Raw genomic sequence first — 18,051 nt, 5'->3', positions numbered from 1 at the left:
CATGGAGAGTGATATATGTTACAAAACCTATTAACTGATTTTAACACTGTAAAACCGCAAAGTAGATTGATACCTAAAGGGACAATAGTAAAAGTAAAAATGACAATCAAGCCTGGAGGTTATGAGCATTGGTTTACTAAAAGCCCCACTACCGGTAGCATTTATTTAAATACAGAATTTACCGTTATTGAAGGCCCATACGCAAAGCACAAAATTTATCAAATAATTGGTATTAAAAGTAGTAAAGCAGAAGATACTTGGGGAGAAATGGGTCGTTCTATGCTTCGCAGTATCTTGGAATCGGCACGTGACATTCATCCACATGATAACTCAGAAAATGCAATCCTTGCTCGTAAGTTAAATTCAGTTGCAGAATTAAATGGCTTAGAGTTTACAGTAAAGGTAGGTGTTATAACTGATGAATATGGAGAGAAGAACAAAATTGCCTCGGTAGTTACTCCAGAATACCGCAAAAATTATGAAATTGACAGAGTACCATTTTGAAGTACGACGAGGAAAAGCTTTGGTCTGCTGTCGTTACTAGAGGTATTCAGGACGCAGTAGGAAAAAACCCAAAGCTAAGAGAAGAAGCAATTAATTGGCTGAATTCAAAATCTTTTGAAACTGTTTGTGAGCTAGCTAATCTCAACTTTACACGTATGAAAAATATGTATGGGAATTTTATGTCTAAAAAGCAAAAAGAGTTAAAGATGTTATTGATTGATAATATCAAGGAGTGTGTTTCTTACCTACTTCCAAATGGTGAGTTTTACCGAGAAAAAACTTATATTGGAGACTTAAATGGAAATACAATTACAGTTAAAATAGTAGGTAAGGAAGCTGGTGATTGGCGTAATTTTACTGAAGGAACTGGTGGTGATATTATTGATCTTTGGATTTTAATTAAGGGTGATATATATTCTGCTAGAAAGTGGCTCAATAAAAAATCAAAGAGTGGAGAAAAAAAAGGGCGGAAAAGAGAAGAAAAAATATTTTCTGTAAAGCAGTACTTAAGTGATCAATCACCAATACCAGAAGATATAATAGCTCCACGAATTCTCACTCCAGGTGGTCTTTTAGTCATTGGTGGTACGCCAAAGGTTGGCAAAAGTTATTTTCTTCTCTCTTTGCTTGCACATCTTGCAGCAGGAGTGTCATTTCTTAAGATGAAGTCAGCAAGACCACTAAAAATAATCTATCTACAAAATGAGATGGAGTACAATTATATCAGGGAACGCATACAACAAATCATAACTAATCAAAGGCTGCCAAATCTAGCAGAAGAAAACTTGATTGTTACTACAAAGATGAGATTAACTTTAAATGATGAAGGTATAGAGAAAATAAAAGATATTATAAAAGAAAAGTTTGATATCAAAATGATAGACCTTATCGTTTTGGATTCCCTTGACTATGAAAATATATTTTCTGGCCTGCAAAGCAGAATAGAAAAACTACGTTCTGTAATTAATCCTACGGCTGGAATCATTATTACACGTCATACCAGAAAAGTATCCACAGCTACACTAGCAAAAAGTCCTTTTCAAGCTTTAATTGGTGCTAATGCTTTAAGAAGTTTTTACACGTCTGGTATGGTAATGTTTCAACCAAGTAAACGCGCAAATGTCTTGCAGGTAGTATATGAGCTAAGAAACGGTAAATCAATACCAGCAAAATTCATTAGCAGGGTAAATGGGCGTTGGCAGAATTCTAAAATTATAGCTACGGCTTAACTTGTCCGCAAAAACGGATACTATGGTAGAGCTAAAGACTCAGCTTTTGCAAAATATCAGATCTTGTCTTTTTCATCTATTACCAAGAGGGACATTTCGTGGTGATAAGTTTTATGTAGGTGATGTACAGGGTAACAAAGGCAAAAGTACTGTAATAGAATTAACAGGCGAAAGAGCTGGATTATGGAAAGATTTTGCAACAGGAGAAGGCGGTGACATTATCGACCTTTGGGCAACGGTACATGGGAAGAATGCCAAAATAGAATTTCCTGAAGTAATGCTTTCAATAAGTGAATGGCTTGGCATCAAAGAAAAAATTAATATTAGAGATCTAGAACAATACCTGACTTGTAGCTGGAACTACTACGACGAGAACAATCAAGTAATCGTAATAGTCTACCGTTATGATCCTCCTCTAGAGAAAAAACAGTTTAAACCATTTGATGTTAAAAAACAAAGATTCAAAGAGCCGGAGATAAGACCACTCTACAACATTCCAGGTATTTTAAAGTCCGATAAAGTTATTCTGGTTGAAGGAGAAAAATGCGCAGAAGCACTTATAGAGAAAGGAATAACTGCAACAACAGCAATGTTTGGAGCAAATGCGCCTATTGATAAAACAGATTGGACTCCGCTTAAGGGCAAGCATATTATTATTTGGCCAGACAACGATGAAGCAGGTAATAAATATACCAAAAACGCTGAAAAGAGACTTTTAGAACTTGGTGTTGCATCACTTGCTACGCTTAAGATTCCACCGAATAAACCAAAGAGTTGGGATGCTGCTGATTGTGTGTTAGAGGGAATAAATATTGAAGAATTTATCGAAAAAAACTCAAGAAAAATAATTATTAAACCACCACTTGATATTTTTAGCTGGAGCGTAGAGCGTTTTGTAGGCCCAGTACCAAAGCAAAGATTCTTGGTTGAAGGATTATTTCCTTTGGGTGTAACCTCCATTTTGGCTGCAATGGGAGATACAGGCAAAGGTATGCTACTTCTTGACCTAGCCCTCAAGGTTGCAGGTAGCATAGATCAGGTATGCGGATTTGGTCCACTTGTTACTGAACATGGATCTGTGGTGGTATTTTCTGCGGAGGATGATACAAATGAAATACATCGTCGCTTAGAACGACTTGATCCAAAATGCGAGAGATTGAAATATAAAGGTAGGCTATTTATTGTACCATTACCAAACATCGGAGGATCTCTTACCATACTTAAGAACGTTCGCGGTAAAGTTGTAGAAATCTCTCCAGAATTTGAGTCGGTAATGAAGCAGCTGAGCAGGATAAAGGATTTAAAGCTCATTATATTTGATCCCCTTGCTTCTTTCATTCATGCAGATTTAAATGCTGATCCAGCAGTAGGGGATTATCTCATGTGTTTATTATCTGATTTAGCATGTAGCACTGGAGCTTCAATAATTACTGCACATCATATGAGAAAGCTGAAGGGAGAAAAGCCTATATCAACAGTAGAGCAAGCACGAGATGCTATTCGAGGCACTTCTGCTCTCGTAAATGGAGTCAGGTGTTCTTTTGCTTTTTGGCCTGTTGAAGATATGACTAAACCAATGATTTTTAGGTCAATTAGAAAAATCCCAAGACAAAATGCACTATTTTATGGAGCTGTTGTTAAAGCAAATGGCCTGGCTGATCGTACCATACGCACTTACCTAAGAAATGAAGAAACAGGGCTATTGGAAGACATCACTGAACAATTAAAAGCTCAAAATATTAGCGATAAAGATCTTAAAATATATCTTATTGATTCAATTGCGCGAGCTGCTATTTCAGGACATCCATTTACTCACACAGGAAGTGCAGGAATACATAAACAACGACATAGACTGCCTGAAGTTTTTCATAGTATGGGAAGAGATAGATTAGAGCGTATAGTGCAAGAGCTTTTACAGGCAAAGCAAATAGTTAAAGGAATGGCTAATGGTTCAAAAGAGGATAAATGGCTCGATATTAAAACAGGACCATTTGCACGTGGAGTGGGAAAATTTATTCATGGAGCTGAAAAAAACTATTTTTGATAACAAAAAACTCTATTTTTTTATAGTCAAAGTAAAAGGGTTAATACGATAACCATGTGATGATCTTTGCCAACCAAGGGTTTGTATTACATCATCACGTTCAATACTTAATCCTAATTTCTCAGCCAATGTAGCTTTGATCGTTTTTTGCATCTTGTTTAATGGTTTTCTGATTTGATGTTCTAAATCTGCTTCTAAACTAAGTCCCAAGAGTTTTTCTAACTGATTAATATTGAGAAGTGTATGTTTTTCAGGTGGTAATTCTTTCTCACAGTCATGTAAAAATTGCTTGAACAATATTCGAAAAATATTAAGGCATGATGCAGCTTTTTTATTTATAACTTCAATACTATTAACATATACCATACCTTTAACTACTTGTAACTCCAAAAGTTTTGTTGGTATAATTGGTTCAACACGTTTAAGCGAAATATATGAAGCTGGTAAAACTTGCAAAGAAGTATTTTCTACCACCTCTGGTACTCCTCTTTTATCTGCCTCTTGGAATATCTCAGTTACAGTCTTAAGCTGACAAAACAGTTTCACCATTGGCACTACATATAGATTCAGCAATAGATTTGGTATATCTTTTTTTAGAGTGATGAGAACTGTCGGATGGACTCTAAGTTTATCTATAGTTAAAAATATCGCATCAGTACAAAAATCAAGGATTATTAGATTTACAATACGACCTTGATTACAAATATAATAAACTCCTTTTTCCACTTTTTCCCACATAAGTCTTGAATCATTCAACTTTGTTTCAAACCAGTCTATGACCTTTTCTGTATTTAAGTATATGGATAAGAGATGAAATCTCTGTTTTTGATAAGTATTAGGCAGAATATGACGAGAACAGTTTTCACAAATAGCGTCATCACATGCTTCATCAAAGTCTGAATCGATAAAAATCTCATTGCTACAACTTGAATCAATTACATTTGGCCAATCAAGATGATCTTCTTCACGAGAGCAAACAATATAATACCTTTCTTGCATTTTTATCAATCCAAGATCGAATAAGTATCTTGCTGCTTTAATATGATTTTGGCTTGGATTAATCCAGGAACCATTTGAACTTAAAAGATCAGCAATTTGCTCGTGAAAGAATTTTAAGACCATAAGATTGTTCCATATGTTTCTTCAGGTCCTCTCTTTCTTTTTTATTGAGTGGATGCTCTGAATAATAAACTTCCCCACTTATTTTGAAAGAAAATGTTACCTTTTTGTTTTGGAACATTACTTTAGCTGATTGAATAGATTGTAGTATGTTGCCAATAGCTGGCTTTAAAATATGTAACTCTGGTGCAATAGGATCATACGGTTTTACACTTAAAGTAAGATATGTATTACTATTTTTAAAATAATCTGACTTAAAATTTAACTCAAATATACAAATGTCAGAGTCAGAACCATCTATACATGCTTGAAGAAATTTGTGCACTTGTAGTGGAAAGTTCTTATCTTGTATATTTACAAAAGTACATTCGCAGTCAAAATACCCACTTACAATGCTATTTGCTATTTCCACAGCTTTATTAGTATTTTTAGCACAGAGATTAACCTGAGTGCCATCAAGAGAGAAATCTAAAATCATCCACTCAGGTTTATGACCATGAACAACTTTGTTTGAATTAAGCAGTAAATCCATGTCACTTCCTCGACGTACAAACATATATATTCGATCTTGATGATGGAAAAAACCCTGCAACTGGTCATCATCCTTAAGTATCTGCTCTACAGCTTCTTGTGACATAAACTCTTTAAATGAAGTGTTTATTTGTCTTGGTGATTTCTGTAGAGCAAATGATATGAAACCTTTCTTTTGTACTTTATCAAAATGATAGACAGATTTTAGAAATTCACAATTTATGTGAAACAGTAAAAATAACAAGGATCTTTTATCATACTTAGTATTATTTTTTATCAGGTACGATCTCATTAACTCTTGAGTGAGGGCAAATCTTGCTACTTCACTGACTGTAGCTTCAAGTTTCGTACGATCAAAGTAGCTAATGAGATAATAGTTAAAAAGAGAGTCAGAGTAACTGGCAAGTATCTTACGTTTTTGTTGAGTGGATCTATCATCGTAGTCTCCGTCTTGAAAAAGTTGTCCATTTAAATGATTTTTAAAGCAATGCTGAAAAATAATGCTCAGTTGTTTACCAGAAAGGGAATCTAACCAAGACTGACGTATATTAGAATCCTGAAAACGATCTAATAAAAGGTTAACAGGAACTTCTAAGTCGCTCTCCCAGAATTTATGACTTGGATAAATCTCCATAACATATTAAATAAGCCATGTTATACATAATATGATGATTTAGGCAAAGATTTTTTGGACATAATTTCTTCAAATCTTGTATATTTATTAGGGAGAATTTGTGTGAACTAGATAGCTTTCTTAAACGAGACATAAGGTGTGCATTGGTTTAGTTTAATAGAAGTCTCCTAACCTATAAAAAAATTCACAGGAAGAAAAACATGCAAAAAGGAGAGTTGGCTATTTATTGGGGTTATAAGCCTAATCGATTGGCAGATACATATCTAGCAGATGCTTATGAACAATTATTGAAATGTAAAATAAAGGAGGTGAAAGAAAATGACAACAGTAAGCTTATATGCAAGAGTTTCATCAAGACAACAAGCACAGGAGAATACGATAGAGAGTCAGATTGTAGAATTGGAGCGTCGCATTAGTAGCGATGGACATGAGTTATTAGATGAGCATAAGTTTGTCGATAATGGTTATAGTGGATCAAATTTAGAACGTCCTGGCTTAGAAAATTTACGTGATAGAGTAGCAGAAGGTAAGATTGATAAGATATATATTCATTCACCTGATCGGCTATCACGTAAATTTTCATATCAAATGATCTTACTCGAAGAGTTTAAAAAGGCTGGATCTGAAATAGTATTTTTGAATCATAAGTTTGATGATAATCCGGATTCCCATTTATTTCTACAGATTCAGGGAGCAATAGCAGAGTATGAACGTGCAAAGATTATGGAACGAAACCGTAGAGGTAAACTTCATGCGGCCAAAGCTGGGTGTATAAGTGTGATGGGTAGGGCGCCTTACGGTTATCGCTACATAGCAAAACATGTAGGTGAAGGAAGTGCTCAATTTGAGGTTGATGAAGAAGAGGCAAATATAGTGCGTAAAATATTTAGTCGGGTTGGCCAAGAAAGAGCAAGTATAGGAGAAGTTGTACATGAACTGAATAAGATACCGGTAATAACACGAACAGGAAAAAGGTATTGGAAAAGGAGCACTATTTGGAACATGTTAAAAAATCCTGCTTATATAGGACAAGCAGCTTATGGTAAAACTAGGACATGCTCAAAACCACAAGTAAAAAAATCAAAAAAAGGAACTTGTGGTAAACTTAAAAGTGGTCGCTTTAATAGTGATAAAGAGAATTGGACTTATATTCCAGTACCAAAAATAATCAATGAGCATTTATTTGATTCAGTGCAGGCACAACTAACTGAAAATAGGCAAAGAGCAAGAGTACGACAAAGAAGAGAAACATATTTATTGCAAGGTTTAATGGTATGTCAACGTTGTCAATATACTTATTGTGGTACAAACCACGTTCATAAAAAGTCGACATATTATTACTATCGTTGCTCTGGTACAAACTCTAGCAAATTCAATGGCAATAAAATCTGCGATAATAAATCAATACGCACTGATATATTAGATGGAGTTATATGGGAAGAAGTCAAGAGTATCTTGAAAGAGCCAGATAGGATTGCAAATGAATATCAACGTAGATTATCAGAGAACAAAAAACCTTTACATAATCAAACACGTGAAAAGCAAGAAAGTAAGTTAAGATTAAGTATCAAAAAATTTATTGATAGCTATGCTAAAGGGTTTATAAGCCAAGAAGAATTTGAACCAAGAATCACAACAATGAAACAGCATTTGAAAGAAATTGAAGAAGAGAAAGAAAGAACGCTTGATCAAAAAAAACTACAACAAGAATTGAGCCTTGTTACAGATAGCTTGAAAAACTTTTCCTCAAGTGTTGAATCAAAGCTTGATCAAGTGGATTGGCAGACTAAGCAAAATATTATTAGAATGTTAATTCATCAAATTGAAATCAATCACAATCACTTGTATATAGTATTTCGCATAAAAAGTCTTGCAAATTTTGATCAAAATAGCCATAATAGAATTATGCAATGTTGTACTAGCAGTCAATATTGTTGGCTTGCCGGATAAAACTGTTGCAGAATCCAGAGAGCGCATCAGAGCAGCGTTAAATTCAATCAATCTACTACTACCTCCAAAAAGAATTACAGTTAATCTCTCCCCTGCGGATTTGCTGAAAGAAGGCAGTCATTATGACTTGGCTATTGCTATTGGACTACTTGTTGTAATGAATGTGATACCAGTTGAAAAAGTTCAGTCTTATATAATCATGGGTGAACTGGCTCTTGATAGCAGAGTTATTCCAGTTTCAGGTGTGCTGCCAACAGCAATTAATGCAAAAAGGACAATAAAGGAGTAATTTGCCCGAGAGGGAATGGTGTAGAAGCTGTATGGGTGAAGAATGTTTCAATTCTGGCTATAGAGAAATTAACTGATATTATCAGACACTTTAAGGGTGAGCAATTAATTCAGCCAGTAATTTTTAATTATAGTGATGCACCCAAAGAAAAAAGATTGGTTCCCGATATGAAGGATATCAAAGGCCAAGTTGTTGCAAAAAGAGCAGCTGAAATTGCAGCAGCAGGTGGGCATAATATGCTTCTTGTTGGCCCTCCTGGTACTGGAAAATCAATGCTTGCTAAGCGCTTTATAGGATTGCTGCCTGATTTAACCGAACAGGAGATAATTGATGTTAATATTATTTCCAGCATAACAAAAACTGGTAATGAAATATTCAAAGTAACTCGTCCCTTTCGTGAACCTCATCATTCATGCTCTATGCCAGCGATGATAGGGGGAGGAAAGAATGCAAAACCTGGAGAAATTACCATGGCTCACAATGGCGTGTTATTCCTTGATGAGTTGCCAGAATTTCCAAGACTTGTGCTTGATTCTCTGCGCCAACCACTTGAAGATAGAAAAGTTACCGTTGCAAGGGCAAATGCTCACATAACCTACCCTGCAAATTTTCAACTGATTGCTGCAATGAACCCTTGCAGGTGCGGTTATTTAGGTGATGCAAGCAGATCGTGCAACAAAGCTCCAAAGTGTGGCACAGATTACAAAAACAAAATATCAGGCCCATTGCTTGATAGAATAGACATATGCATTGAAATGCCAAACGTTAGCATACTCTCTCCTGAAATCTCTGTGGAGGGAGAAAGTACTAAAATCATAAGAGAAAGAGTGATAGCAGCAAGAAAAGTTCAAACTGAGCGCTATAGTGAATTAAATATTCGTTGCAATTCAGAAGTAAGCGGTGAAGCATTTAATAAATTTACTGAACCAGATCAGGCAGGGTTAGAATTGCTAAAATACGTACTGAAAGAAAATTACATTTCCAATCGAGGCTACACACGCGTATTAAAAGTTGCAAGAACTATTGCAGATCTTGCAAAAAGTGAAGAAGTAAAAAGAGCACACATTGCTGAAGCGCTCAATCACAGAATAAAGGTATATTAAAAAATTAGTTTACTTGACAGGCAATTTTTTTTACTATATGCTTCCTTAATGAAATTTTAACATTCTATTTAAGGAGTAGAGTTATGGCATTAACAAATTATGAGTATAGAAAAGGGGATGGCATTTTTCATGCTATTTCAGAAGGATATATACGAGCTGAAAAATACTGGGGAATTCCTGGTGCTGCTGGTGGAGCTGGTCAGTACGCTATGCATAATAAAGGGAGAACAGCATTATTTCCGCTTGCAGTTGCAAGTGTTGTCTTTACAGCAATGCATATGAAAGCAGGCTTTGTTAGTGCAGCAGAAGCTTCTGGGTTTCTTGCTAAGACTGCCAGTTACTTTGTTGGAACAAATCAAGCAATAGCTGCTTCATTACCTGGATTTATCGGAACAGGTGTTGCTGGTCAGATAGTTGCGGGTGCCATAATGGCAATTGCTGCAGCTGCTGTTCTTTATGGAACATATCAAATTGCCTCAAAATTAAAAGATGTTGCGGTTGAAGCATTGAAAGGGGAAGAGAAAGATAAGGAAGCTAATAATCTTTAACAAAATAAAAAGGGATAGGTTTCTGTCCCTTTTTATAAACGTTTTCTATTTTTTGCATCGGTTAAGTGATGTCATCTAAGAATCTAGTTATTATAATTAACGGCACTTATTAGTATAAATGTTAAGAATAAGTAAATCCCGTTTACTGTTTACGCCCATAGAAGTGAAAAGTATTTGCATATTATTAAAAAAGCGGTAACTTATTATCAAGTGAATTCGCTAAATTTGAGTAATTTAAATGTCTATTGATCTTAGTCTGCCGGAGTTACCTATATTGCACCCAAGGATTACCGTTGTGGGAGTGGGTGGTGCTGGTGGAAATGCTGTGAATAACATGATCCAATCTAATTTGCAAGGAGTGAATTTTGTTGTCGCAAATACCGATGCTCAAGCACTAGAAAAGTCGTTATGTGATAAAAAAATTCAGCTTGGCATTAATTTAACTAAGGGGCTTGGTGCTGGTGCTTTGCCTGATGTTGGCAAAGGTGCAGCAGAAGAGTCAATTGATGAGATTATGGAGCATATAAAAGATAGTCATATGCTTTTCATCACAGCAGGAATGGGCGGTGGTACTGGAACCGGTGCAGCACCGGTAATTGCAAAAGCAGCCAGAGAAGCAAGAGCCGCAGTTAAGGATAGAGCGCCAAAAGAAAAAAAGATATTGACTGTTGGAGTTGTAACTAAACCGTTCGGTTTTGAAGGTGTGCGCCGTATGCGCATTGCAGAGCTTGGACTTGAAGAACTGCAAAAATACGTGGATACACTTATTGTCATTCCAAATCAGAATTTATTTAGAATTGCAAATGAAAAAACTACATTTTCTGATGCATTTAAACTTGCTGATAATGTTCTGCACATTGGCATCAGAGGAGTAACTGACTTGATGGTCATGCCAGGGCTTATCAATCTTGACTTCGCTGATATAGAAACAGTAATGAGCGAGATGGGCAAAGCGATGATCGGCACCGGAGAGGCAGAAGGAGAAGATAGAGCAATTAGTGCTGCAGAGGCTGCAATATCTAATCCATTGCTTGATAATGTATCAATGAAAGGTGCGCAAGGAATATTAATTAACATTACTGGTGGCGGAGATATGACTCTGTTTGAAGTTGATGCTGCAGCCAATAGAGTGCGTGAAGAAGTAGATGAAAATGCAAATATAATATTTGGTGCTACTTTTGATCAAGCGATGGAGGGAAGAGTTAGAGTTTCTGTTCTTGCAACTGGCATTGATGGTCGCAATAATAAATCAGAAACTTCACCTATAAGTCAGAGCGAAGACTCAGAGAAAGAGAAATTTAAGTGGCCATATAGTCAAAGTGAAAGTACACAAGACAAAACACTGGAAACAAAACCAGCTGAACAGGTAAGCGAAGGAGCTAAGTGGGGCAGCAATATCTATGATATACCAGCTTACTTAAGAAGAAAAAAATAATGCAATTTTGGCTACTTAAGTCAGAGCCAAGTGAATACTCATGGCAAAAAATGGAAAAGGAGCAGGTAGTTGAGTGGGATGGTGTGCGCAATTATCAAGCTCAAAATTACATGAAAATTATGAAAGCAAGCGATCTTGCGTTTTTTTATCATACAGGTAAAGAGAAAGCAATACTTGGAATCGTTGAAGTATTTAAAGAGTATTATCATGTTAATGATCCCAAGTTCGGATTAGTGAATGTAAAGTTTTTGAAACCTTTAAATAACCAAGTAACGTTAAATAATATAAAACAAAACCCACTTTTGAAAAATATGACTATATTAAAACAACCACGTTTATCAATTGCCCCAGTTTCGGAAATTGAATGGAATGAAATAATAAGGATGAGTGATGTGTAATACCTGTCATTTCAGTTCCTAAATGATGTCATCTCAGCACACAACGCACAGCTGTATGAATATTTGTCTCGAAGGCAGTGCATTAAACGTTATAGCCGATTTTGCATCAAACACAAAGGTGTCATTCCAGTGCTTGACACTGGAATCCAGCCTTAATGCAACCACATTAAAGCCGTTGTGTTTTAATATAAGATTAGCTACTTTTATATTCACTAACTTGATGTCTAATCAAAATTCCTGGATCCCAGTGCCTAGACACTGGGATGACATCCTTCTAGTGTACAATATTCGTACAGTTGTGTACATGACACAAGGGTCTATAACTCTTCTTTTTTGGATTCCAGTGTCAGCTATTTGCATGACACCCTTACTGATGTGTCACTCATGTTAGAAGTAAATATTCTTGACAAGAAATGGTGCAGCATTATAGAAAATCCTAAAAATTTTGTATTAGGTGTCATCAATGCTTCTCTAAAAGAATTAAAAATAGACCACTATAAACCAAATATATCAATAGCTCTGGCTGATGATGACTTGCTACATCAACTTAATTTAAAATTTAGAGAAATGGATAAGCCAACTAACGTACTATCATTTCCGTATGAACAATTGTCTAATGAGTGCGATTTAGGAGACATAGCAATTTCAATAGACACAATAAAAAGAGAATCGCATGAGTATTATATACCCATTCTTGCTCACATTGCACACATGTTAGTGCATGGATTACTGCATTTACTTGGTTATGATCACCAAAAAAAAGATGAAGAAATTATAATGAAAAATCTAGAAAGAGAGATTTTAGCTTCGCTTGGCTACAATATGTGTGCGATTTAAAAGGAATTTAATAAAAATATAGTAGATGATAATAAAATATGTTATCTACAAAGGGTTTTAGCTATAAACAATAAAAGGTAAGTGATATGGTTCAGTTTTCTTTGCCAAAGAATTCTAAAATTAATCAAAAGGGCAAAATTTATCCTATTCCTGCTAGAGCAAAAAACATCAGAAGATTTCAAATTTACCGTTGGTCTGCTGATGACGAGAAAAACCCTAGAATAGACACATTTTTTATTGATATGGATAGTTGTGGCCCTATGGTACTTGATGCATTAATAAAAATAAAGGATGAAATAGATTCGACTTTAACTTTCAGACGTTCTTGTAGAGAAGGCATATGTGGATCTTGTGCCATGAATATTGACGGAACCAATACTCTTGCATGTACTAGATCTATACATGATATAAAAGGTGACGTAAAAATATATCCATTACCTCACATGTATGTAATAAAGGACCTAGTCTCGGATTTGAGCCAATTTTATGAGCAATACAAATCAATTAAACCTTGGTTACAAGCAGATAAGCCTGCCCTACCAAATAAAGAATACTCTCAATCTTCTGAAGATAGAAAAAAATTAGATGGCTTGTCCGACTGTATATTATGTGCTTGCTGTTCGACTGGTTGCCCAAGCTACTGGTGGAATAGTGATAAATTTTTAGGACCAGCAATACTATTACAAGCTTACAGATGGATTGCTGACAGCCGTGATAATAAGACAGGTGAAAGACTTGATGTTTTAAACGACCCATTCAAGTTGTATCGTTGTCATACAATAATGAATTGCACAAAAACTTGTCCTAAAGGACTTAATCCAGCAAGAGCAATAGCGAAAGTAAAACAGCTCATGGTAGAGAGAGAAGGAGTTTAAGTATTATCTTTTGCATTCTTCGTAAGAGAACAGCAAACCTTCCGAAGCGTAGGGTATTGTTAATACCCTGAACGCTTTTCCGTTTGTGAAGTGCATCGTATCATCGTACGATTCAAATAATTTTTTGAACAACTCATGTCTTTGGTTACTAATAGTTTGAAAATCCTCTTTTTCTAAAAGCTTTTTAGATTCGAAGAGGTAAAGCATAACTTCGTGATAAGTTGGGTAAGATGCCAAAAATTTTGGGTCAAATTGAAAGGTTTTTATAAAAGCATTATTATAAAATTTTAGCTTTTGATTCTTACTATATATTACTATAGCAACCGGTAACCTCTCAAGCAAATTTTTCTGTGTAGCTAAATAACTGTTTAATTCAGTATATAATTTCTCTGCATCACTAACATCTTTCCCATACATTACTATGCTACCAGAACCTTGTATTGGAATTTTAACAAAATCGAAAACCTTAGGTTCGTTCTTATAAGTTATGACATGTCTTCCTGGTTTTGTGCTATGAGCGCTACCGGTAATAGCAAATTTCTTAGAACCATCTACATATTTATCATAAAACAAGTTATAAAATTCCACCTTTCTACTCTTGTTATATCTTAGTATTGGAAATGGTAAAGAGTTGAAAACGTTTTTATAGCTCTCCACTTCCTGTGTAAGCTTACTATTTTCTAACTCAAGTCCGTTAGCCTTTATCTTACAGTTTGAGACATTCCTTATCCATAACAGCACACCTATCACATTGTTAGAATCATCTATTATGCTTCTACCGTAACATATGCAATAAACCTCACTGTCTTTTGACTTTAAATCTAGAGTAAAAGATTTATTTATTTCCTTTGCCTCAACAAAATTTTTGATTAAGCTTTCTGATTGCTCAAAAAAATTCACAAACTCATTAAATGAGTAAAAAACAGTATTAAGCAAAATTAGTAAATTGGGAGAGAACTTTTCTATACGTTTTTTTGCATCCCAAATATAAAACCCATCATTCACAGTATCAATCAAATTATTTATGATAACATTTTGATGCTGTAAGTTCTTAATCTTATTACTAATTTTTAATTTAGAATAAGAGAGAAAGAATAATATTAGAATCAATATTAAAACCACTTCATACAAAAAAAACATAGCACTTTTAAAACAAATGTAAAAATTTGTAACCGCTCAGAATTATGCTGAAGAGGTATATAAGTAAAGATTGCCTAACATTTGAAAGCCCAATCTCTTATAAAGGTTCACAGAAGATTTCATACAATGTGCTACTATATATTTGCATTCAAGCTGTTTAGCTATCTTTATTCTTTCTAAAACCATTTGGGTACCTATTCCACGATTCCTGTAAATTGGTAAAACTCCATCACTATAAAAACCAGCTACGCTATCTTGAACATAAAGACCGCATGTCCCAATAATTTCATTATTTAGTGTTACAAGAAAAAATCTTAATCTTGAGTTCTTATCATCATAATTTGATAATCCGCGAAAAAATGTGCTGACAATTCCAACGCCATGATAAAAAATTTTAGAAGTGTGTAGATCTAACTGTTCTAAGAGGTTGCTACCATTCACAGCATTTAACCTCAAGTTTGGAATAACATCAGCAGGTAAAAAGTAATTTTTCATATTAAGTAAAGCTTTTTTTGGTGTGCTAACGTGTTTTATTTCACACTTTTCTAAAATATCTCTTATTTTCATATGTGAATTTATTACCCATGTTGCTTCTATATCTCTTGTTCTGAGATAATCTAGAGTTTTTTGTATAGAAAGCTCGGTACATTGATCTCCACAGAACACAAAATTAAATAATGACTCCCTGGTACCATTTATTGTAAATATGATGTTATCAAATTCATCGTGTACTTCCCACTCAGATAAATTCGCTGTGTACAGTATATAATCCTTTAGATTTTGAACAATTAAGCTTGAATAATAAATTTTTTTATCCTGCATACACCAACAATAAACAATAAAAGGCTCCTATAAGAACACAGGCTAAAATTGCAGCTATAACGTCATCTAGCATAATACCTAAAGGACCTTTGGTATTTTTATCGATTAAATTTATAGGCCACGTTTTTATTATATCAAAAAACCTAAAAGAAAAAAAGCACAACAACAATGAAGAATAATTCATCTCTTGGCTTAACAATATCGAAACTAAAAGTATCGTCAGCAATTGACCAACCACTTCGTCAATTACTACCTCTTTTGGATCACATGAAGTCTTGTAATGTTTTATATAATTACCTGTAGACCATAATCCAATTAAGAATAAAAAAGAAATAATTGCTGCACCTAAAATTTTGTTGCTCAGGATTACAGGAACAAGCGGAAAAGAAGCCAAACTACCCACAGTACCTGGCATTTTTTTTACTGTTCCAGACAGCCACCACGTTGATATTAATTTATATAAAAATTTCACAATATATCCAAATACAAAATTAACTTATAAGAACAGAAATAGTATCCTCTATAGAGGCGCTTTCATACAATAATCTATAGACCGCTTCACATATAGGCATTTTTATCTTTAGCTTTCCTGCTAAATTAAATATGGACTCAGCAGTGCTAAAACCTTCAATCACTGACTTGCCTTCTGACAAAATCTGCTGAACATTAAAGCCATTATCACTATTACCTATTTTAAACCCAAAAGATAAGTTTCTTGAATTCAAGGATGTGCATGTCATAATTAGGTCACCCAGACATGCTGGCCCAAGTAGTGTATTTATATCCACACTACCGTCACCAATTTTTGCTGAGTATAAAGCCTTAATTTCGCTCATACTTTTCGTAATCAATGCTGCATGAGCATTAAACCCAAGTTTACTACCTAGAACAATCCCACACGCTATAGCAAAAACGTTCTTTAACGCTGCACAAATCTGTACTCCTATAATGTCGTTACTAAACTCCAATTTAACATTTTCTTGTTGCAGCTCTGATACTAGCTTTGAACCTAATGTGTTATTTTGGCATGCAAGAACCATTGAATAGGGTAATTTTCTTGCAACTTCTACAGCAAAGCTAGGACCTGAAAAAATAGCAATAGGATTGTTAGGTAAAATTTCATTTACTATTTCACTAGGTAATTTTAATGTAGACTTTTCTATTCCCTTACAAGCTAAAATTATTGCTACATCTTTTTTCAGATTACAATTATGCAATTGCTGACATACCTTCCTCAGAGACTGAGTGGGAACAGCGAGGATTGTTACTGAAGCATTAATTGTGTCTTCAATAGCCAATTTTACTGACACATTATCAGAAATTCGACAACCGGGTAGCTTGTCACTTTCTCTTTTCCCGTTGATTGATTCAAATGTAGTTTCATTGCGAGTCCACAAAATCACATCTTTCTTACTACCTAATGAAATTGCGATTGCTGTACCCCATGCACCAGCACCTAAAATTGATATTGCCACACAATATTCCTGAAAATATTACTTATACTTTAAAATAGTAGGATAAGTAAATTAAAAATATAACACAGACATATAGAATAGTTAAATATTTATTAACCGAAGTATTCTTTTAATAATAGTAACTTTAATTCAATATTTACTAAAAATATTATTACTATCATGGTATGTCTATTATATTTTAGATCTATTTATATAACTTTGGAACAATATATTTACTATTAATTAATAAGTGTAATTTTGATCATTTGTTAATAAAAATTTGATTTATTACTTTCCTTAGTTATATATATTACTAAAATTATAAATTATTTATGGGGTGTAAAATATGCGTATATTATTAATTGAAGATGATCAAGTAAGTGCAAAGACTGTGGTTAACGCCTTAACTTCTGATGGACATTTCTGTGACGTTGTTACTTCTGCACAAGATTATAACAATAATATGGTTTCCTCAAACGGAGATTACTATGACCTAGTTATTTTAGATATACACTTGCCTGGTGATATTGACGGATATGATATATTGCTAAGACTAAGAAGTGCAAAAATCAAAGTTCCTGTCTTAATACTTTCATGTATATCCGCTGTCAATCACAAAGCTAAAGGACTCGGGTATGGTGCCGATGATTACTTAACCAAACCATTTCATAAAAGTGAGTTATTAGCTCGAATTAAGGCCATAGTGCGTCGTACTAAAGGCCATCCTGAATCGGTGATAAAGATTGGTAATATAAATATCAATTTTGATCACAGGATTGTTGAGGTGAAAGGTAAAACGGTTCACCTTACTAATAAAGAGTATTCTATGATAGAATTGCTAGCACTGCGTAAAGGAACAGTATTAACAAAAGAAATGTTCTTAAATCATCTTTACAATGGCTTAGATGAACCTTCAGATAACAAGATAGTTGATGTTTTTATGTGCAAATTACGTAAGAAACTTGAAAGTGCAAATGATGGAAAAAGCCACATAGAAACCGTTTGGGGCAGAGGGTATGTTCTGAAAGAGTATATTGATGATGATGAATATTCTAATGTTAATGTAGGCGAAAGTAGTGATGGCTATCAAGCAGAACAAGTGAAGGACAACGCATGAAATGCCTACACATTTAAATATA

The 18,051-nt window shown here is 34.5% G+C and carries 18 protein-coding genes and 1 pseudogene; 11 read left to right on the top strand and 8 right to left on the bottom strand.

All coding sequences use genetic code 11. The features are described 5' to 3' along the window. Positions 1 to 15: 15 nt before the first annotated feature. Genes OPR39_RS04265 through OPR39_RS04255 form a run of 3 tightly spaced genes read left to right on the top strand, consistent with a single transcriptional unit; the run spans position 16 to position 3,777 of the window. Positions 16 to 504, top strand: a complete 489-nt coding sequence (locus OPR39_RS04265) for a hypothetical protein (protein ID WP_015587751.1) — start codon at positions 16 to 18, stop codon at positions 502 to 504. Then, positions 501 to 1,733 carry an AAA family ATPase gene (locus OPR39_RS04260; protein WP_265039183.1) on the top strand — a complete coding sequence of 411 codons (1,233 nt, stop codon included), beginning with the start codon at positions 501 to 503 and terminating at the stop codon, positions 1,731 to 1,733. Before OPR39_RS04265 ends, OPR39_RS04260 begins: the two co-directional genes overlap by 4 nt. Positions 1,734 to 1,755: 22 nt before the next feature. Then, positions 1,756 to 3,777, top strand: a complete 2,022-nt coding sequence (locus OPR39_RS04255; RefSeq protein ID WP_265039181.1) for an AAA family ATPase — start codon at positions 1,756 to 1,758, stop codon at positions 3,775 to 3,777. 12 nt (positions 3,778 to 3,789) lie between these two features. On the opposite strand, the gene OPR39_RS04250 is transcribed toward OPR39_RS04255, so the two are convergent. Then, positions 3,790 to 4,899: a hypothetical protein gene (locus tag OPR39_RS04250; RefSeq protein ID WP_265039179.1), complete on the bottom strand. Its 1,110-nt coding sequence runs from the start codon at positions 4,897 to 4,899 to the stop codon at positions 3,790 to 3,792. Then, the gene (locus OPR39_RS04245) at positions 4,865 to 6,061 is read right to left on the bottom strand and encodes a hypothetical protein (RefSeq protein ID WP_265039178.1); all 1,197 of its coding nucleotides are present in this window, start codon (positions 6,059 to 6,061) and stop codon (positions 4,865 to 4,867) included. The genes OPR39_RS04250 and OPR39_RS04245 overlap by 35 nt, the downstream gene beginning before the upstream one ends. 318 nt (positions 6,062 to 6,379) lie before the next feature. Here OPR39_RS04245 and OPR39_RS04240 point away from each other — a divergent pair, with 318 nt between their 5' ends. From OPR39_RS04240 to OPR39_RS04215, 5 genes and pseudogenes are all read left to right on the top strand, one after another. Further along, positions 6,380 to 8,011 carry a recombinase family protein gene (locus OPR39_RS04240; RefSeq protein ID WP_265039177.1) on the top strand — a complete coding sequence of 544 codons (1,632 nt, stop codon included), beginning with the start codon at positions 6,380 to 6,382 and terminating at the stop codon, positions 8,009 to 8,011. Then, positions 7,932 to 9,403, top strand: a pseudogene (locus OPR39_RS04230) (YifB family Mg chelatase-like AAA ATPase). The gene OPR39_RS04240 and the pseudogene OPR39_RS04230 overlap by 80 nt, the downstream one beginning before the upstream one ends. Before the next feature lie 83 nt (positions 9,404 to 9,486). Beyond that, the gene (locus OPR39_RS04225) at positions 9,487 to 9,951 is read left to right on the top strand and encodes a hypothetical protein (RefSeq protein ID WP_015589170.1); all 465 of its coding nucleotides are present in this window, start codon (positions 9,487 to 9,489) and stop codon (positions 9,949 to 9,951) included. Between the two features lie 238 nt (positions 9,952 to 10,189). Then, entirely contained in the window at positions 10,190 to 11,386 is a 1,197-nt protein-coding gene (ftsZ, locus tag OPR39_RS04220; protein WP_010962790.1) for a cell division protein FtsZ, read from the top strand. Then, the gene (locus OPR39_RS04215; protein WP_007549395.1) at positions 11,386 to 11,784 is read left to right on the top strand and encodes an EVE domain-containing protein; all 399 of its coding nucleotides are present in this window, start codon (positions 11,386 to 11,388) and stop codon (positions 11,782 to 11,784) included. Before ftsZ ends, OPR39_RS04215 begins: the two co-directional genes overlap by 1 nt. A 33-nt stretch (positions 11,785 to 11,817) precedes the next feature. Here OPR39_RS04215 and OPR39_RS04210 read toward each other — a convergent pair whose 3' ends face one another. Further along, positions 11,818 to 11,997 carry a hypothetical protein gene (locus OPR39_RS04210; RefSeq protein ID WP_022626337.1) on the bottom strand — a complete coding sequence of 60 codons (180 nt, stop codon included), beginning with the start codon at positions 11,995 to 11,997 and terminating at the stop codon, positions 11,818 to 11,820. 15 nt (positions 11,998 to 12,012) lie between these two features. After that, on the bottom strand, positions 12,013 to 12,144 hold the full coding sequence (locus tag OPR39_RS07340; protein ID WP_255322244.1) for a hypothetical protein: 132 nt from the start codon (positions 12,142 to 12,144) through the stop codon (positions 12,013 to 12,015). Positions 12,145 to 12,168: 24 nt separating this feature from the next. On the opposite strand from OPR39_RS07340, the gene ybeY reads away from it, so the two are divergent. Further along, positions 12,169 to 12,621 (top strand): rRNA maturation RNase YbeY, encoded by a 453-nt coding sequence (ybeY, locus tag OPR39_RS04200; protein ID WP_010082473.1) that lies wholly within the window; start codon positions 12,169 to 12,171, stop codon positions 12,619 to 12,621. Positions 12,622 to 12,707: 86 nt separating this feature from the next. Next, positions 12,708 to 13,496: a succinate dehydrogenase iron-sulfur subunit gene (locus OPR39_RS04195; RefSeq protein ID WP_010082472.1), complete on the top strand. Its 789-nt coding sequence runs from the start codon at positions 12,708 to 12,710 to the stop codon at positions 13,494 to 13,496. 3 nt (positions 13,497 to 13,499) lie between these two features. Here OPR39_RS04195 and OPR39_RS04190 read toward each other — a convergent pair whose 3' ends face one another. From OPR39_RS04190 to OPR39_RS04175, 4 genes are read right to left on the bottom strand one after another with little or no spacing between them, the layout of a single operon-like run. Continuing rightward, complete coding sequence (locus tag OPR39_RS04190; protein WP_265039172.1) at positions 13,500 to 14,636, bottom strand: hypothetical protein; 1,137 nt, start codon at positions 14,634 to 14,636, stop codon at positions 13,500 to 13,502. Between the two features lie 42 nt (positions 14,637 to 14,678). Further along, on the bottom strand, positions 14,679 to 15,458 hold the full coding sequence (locus OPR39_RS04185) for a GNAT family N-acetyltransferase (protein ID WP_006280097.1): 780 nt from the start codon (positions 15,456 to 15,458) through the stop codon (positions 14,679 to 14,681). Next, positions 15,448 to 15,930, bottom strand: coding sequence for a phosphatidylglycerophosphatase A family protein (locus OPR39_RS04180; RefSeq protein ID WP_141457025.1), 483 nt, complete (start codon positions 15,928 to 15,930; stop codon positions 15,448 to 15,450). Before OPR39_RS04180 ends, OPR39_RS04185 begins: the two co-directional genes overlap by 11 nt. 19 nt (positions 15,931 to 15,949) lie before the next feature. Beyond that, complete coding sequence (locus tag OPR39_RS04175; RefSeq protein WP_006280098.1) at positions 15,950 to 16,933, bottom strand: NAD(P)H-dependent glycerol-3-phosphate dehydrogenase; 984 nt, start codon at positions 16,931 to 16,933, stop codon at positions 15,950 to 15,952. Positions 16,934 to 17,258: 325 nt separating this feature from the next. Between OPR39_RS04175 and OPR39_RS04170 the strand changes: the two genes are divergently transcribed. Then, positions 17,259 to 18,029, top strand: a complete 771-nt coding sequence (locus tag OPR39_RS04170) for a response regulator transcription factor (RefSeq protein ID WP_006280099.1) — start codon at positions 17,259 to 17,261, stop codon at positions 18,027 to 18,029. Positions 18,030 to 18,051 lie beyond the last annotated feature (22 nt).

The sequence above is a fragment of the Wolbachia endosymbiont (group A) of Yponomeuta plumbellus genome (assembly GCF_947251575.1).
In the GTDB taxonomy this organism is placed as follows: domain Bacteria; phylum Pseudomonadota; class Alphaproteobacteria; order Rickettsiales; family Anaplasmataceae; genus Wolbachia; species Wolbachia pipientis.
The sequence above is the reverse complement of the archived record's forward strand: the minus strand, read 5'-3'. Positions and strand labels throughout refer to the sequence as shown.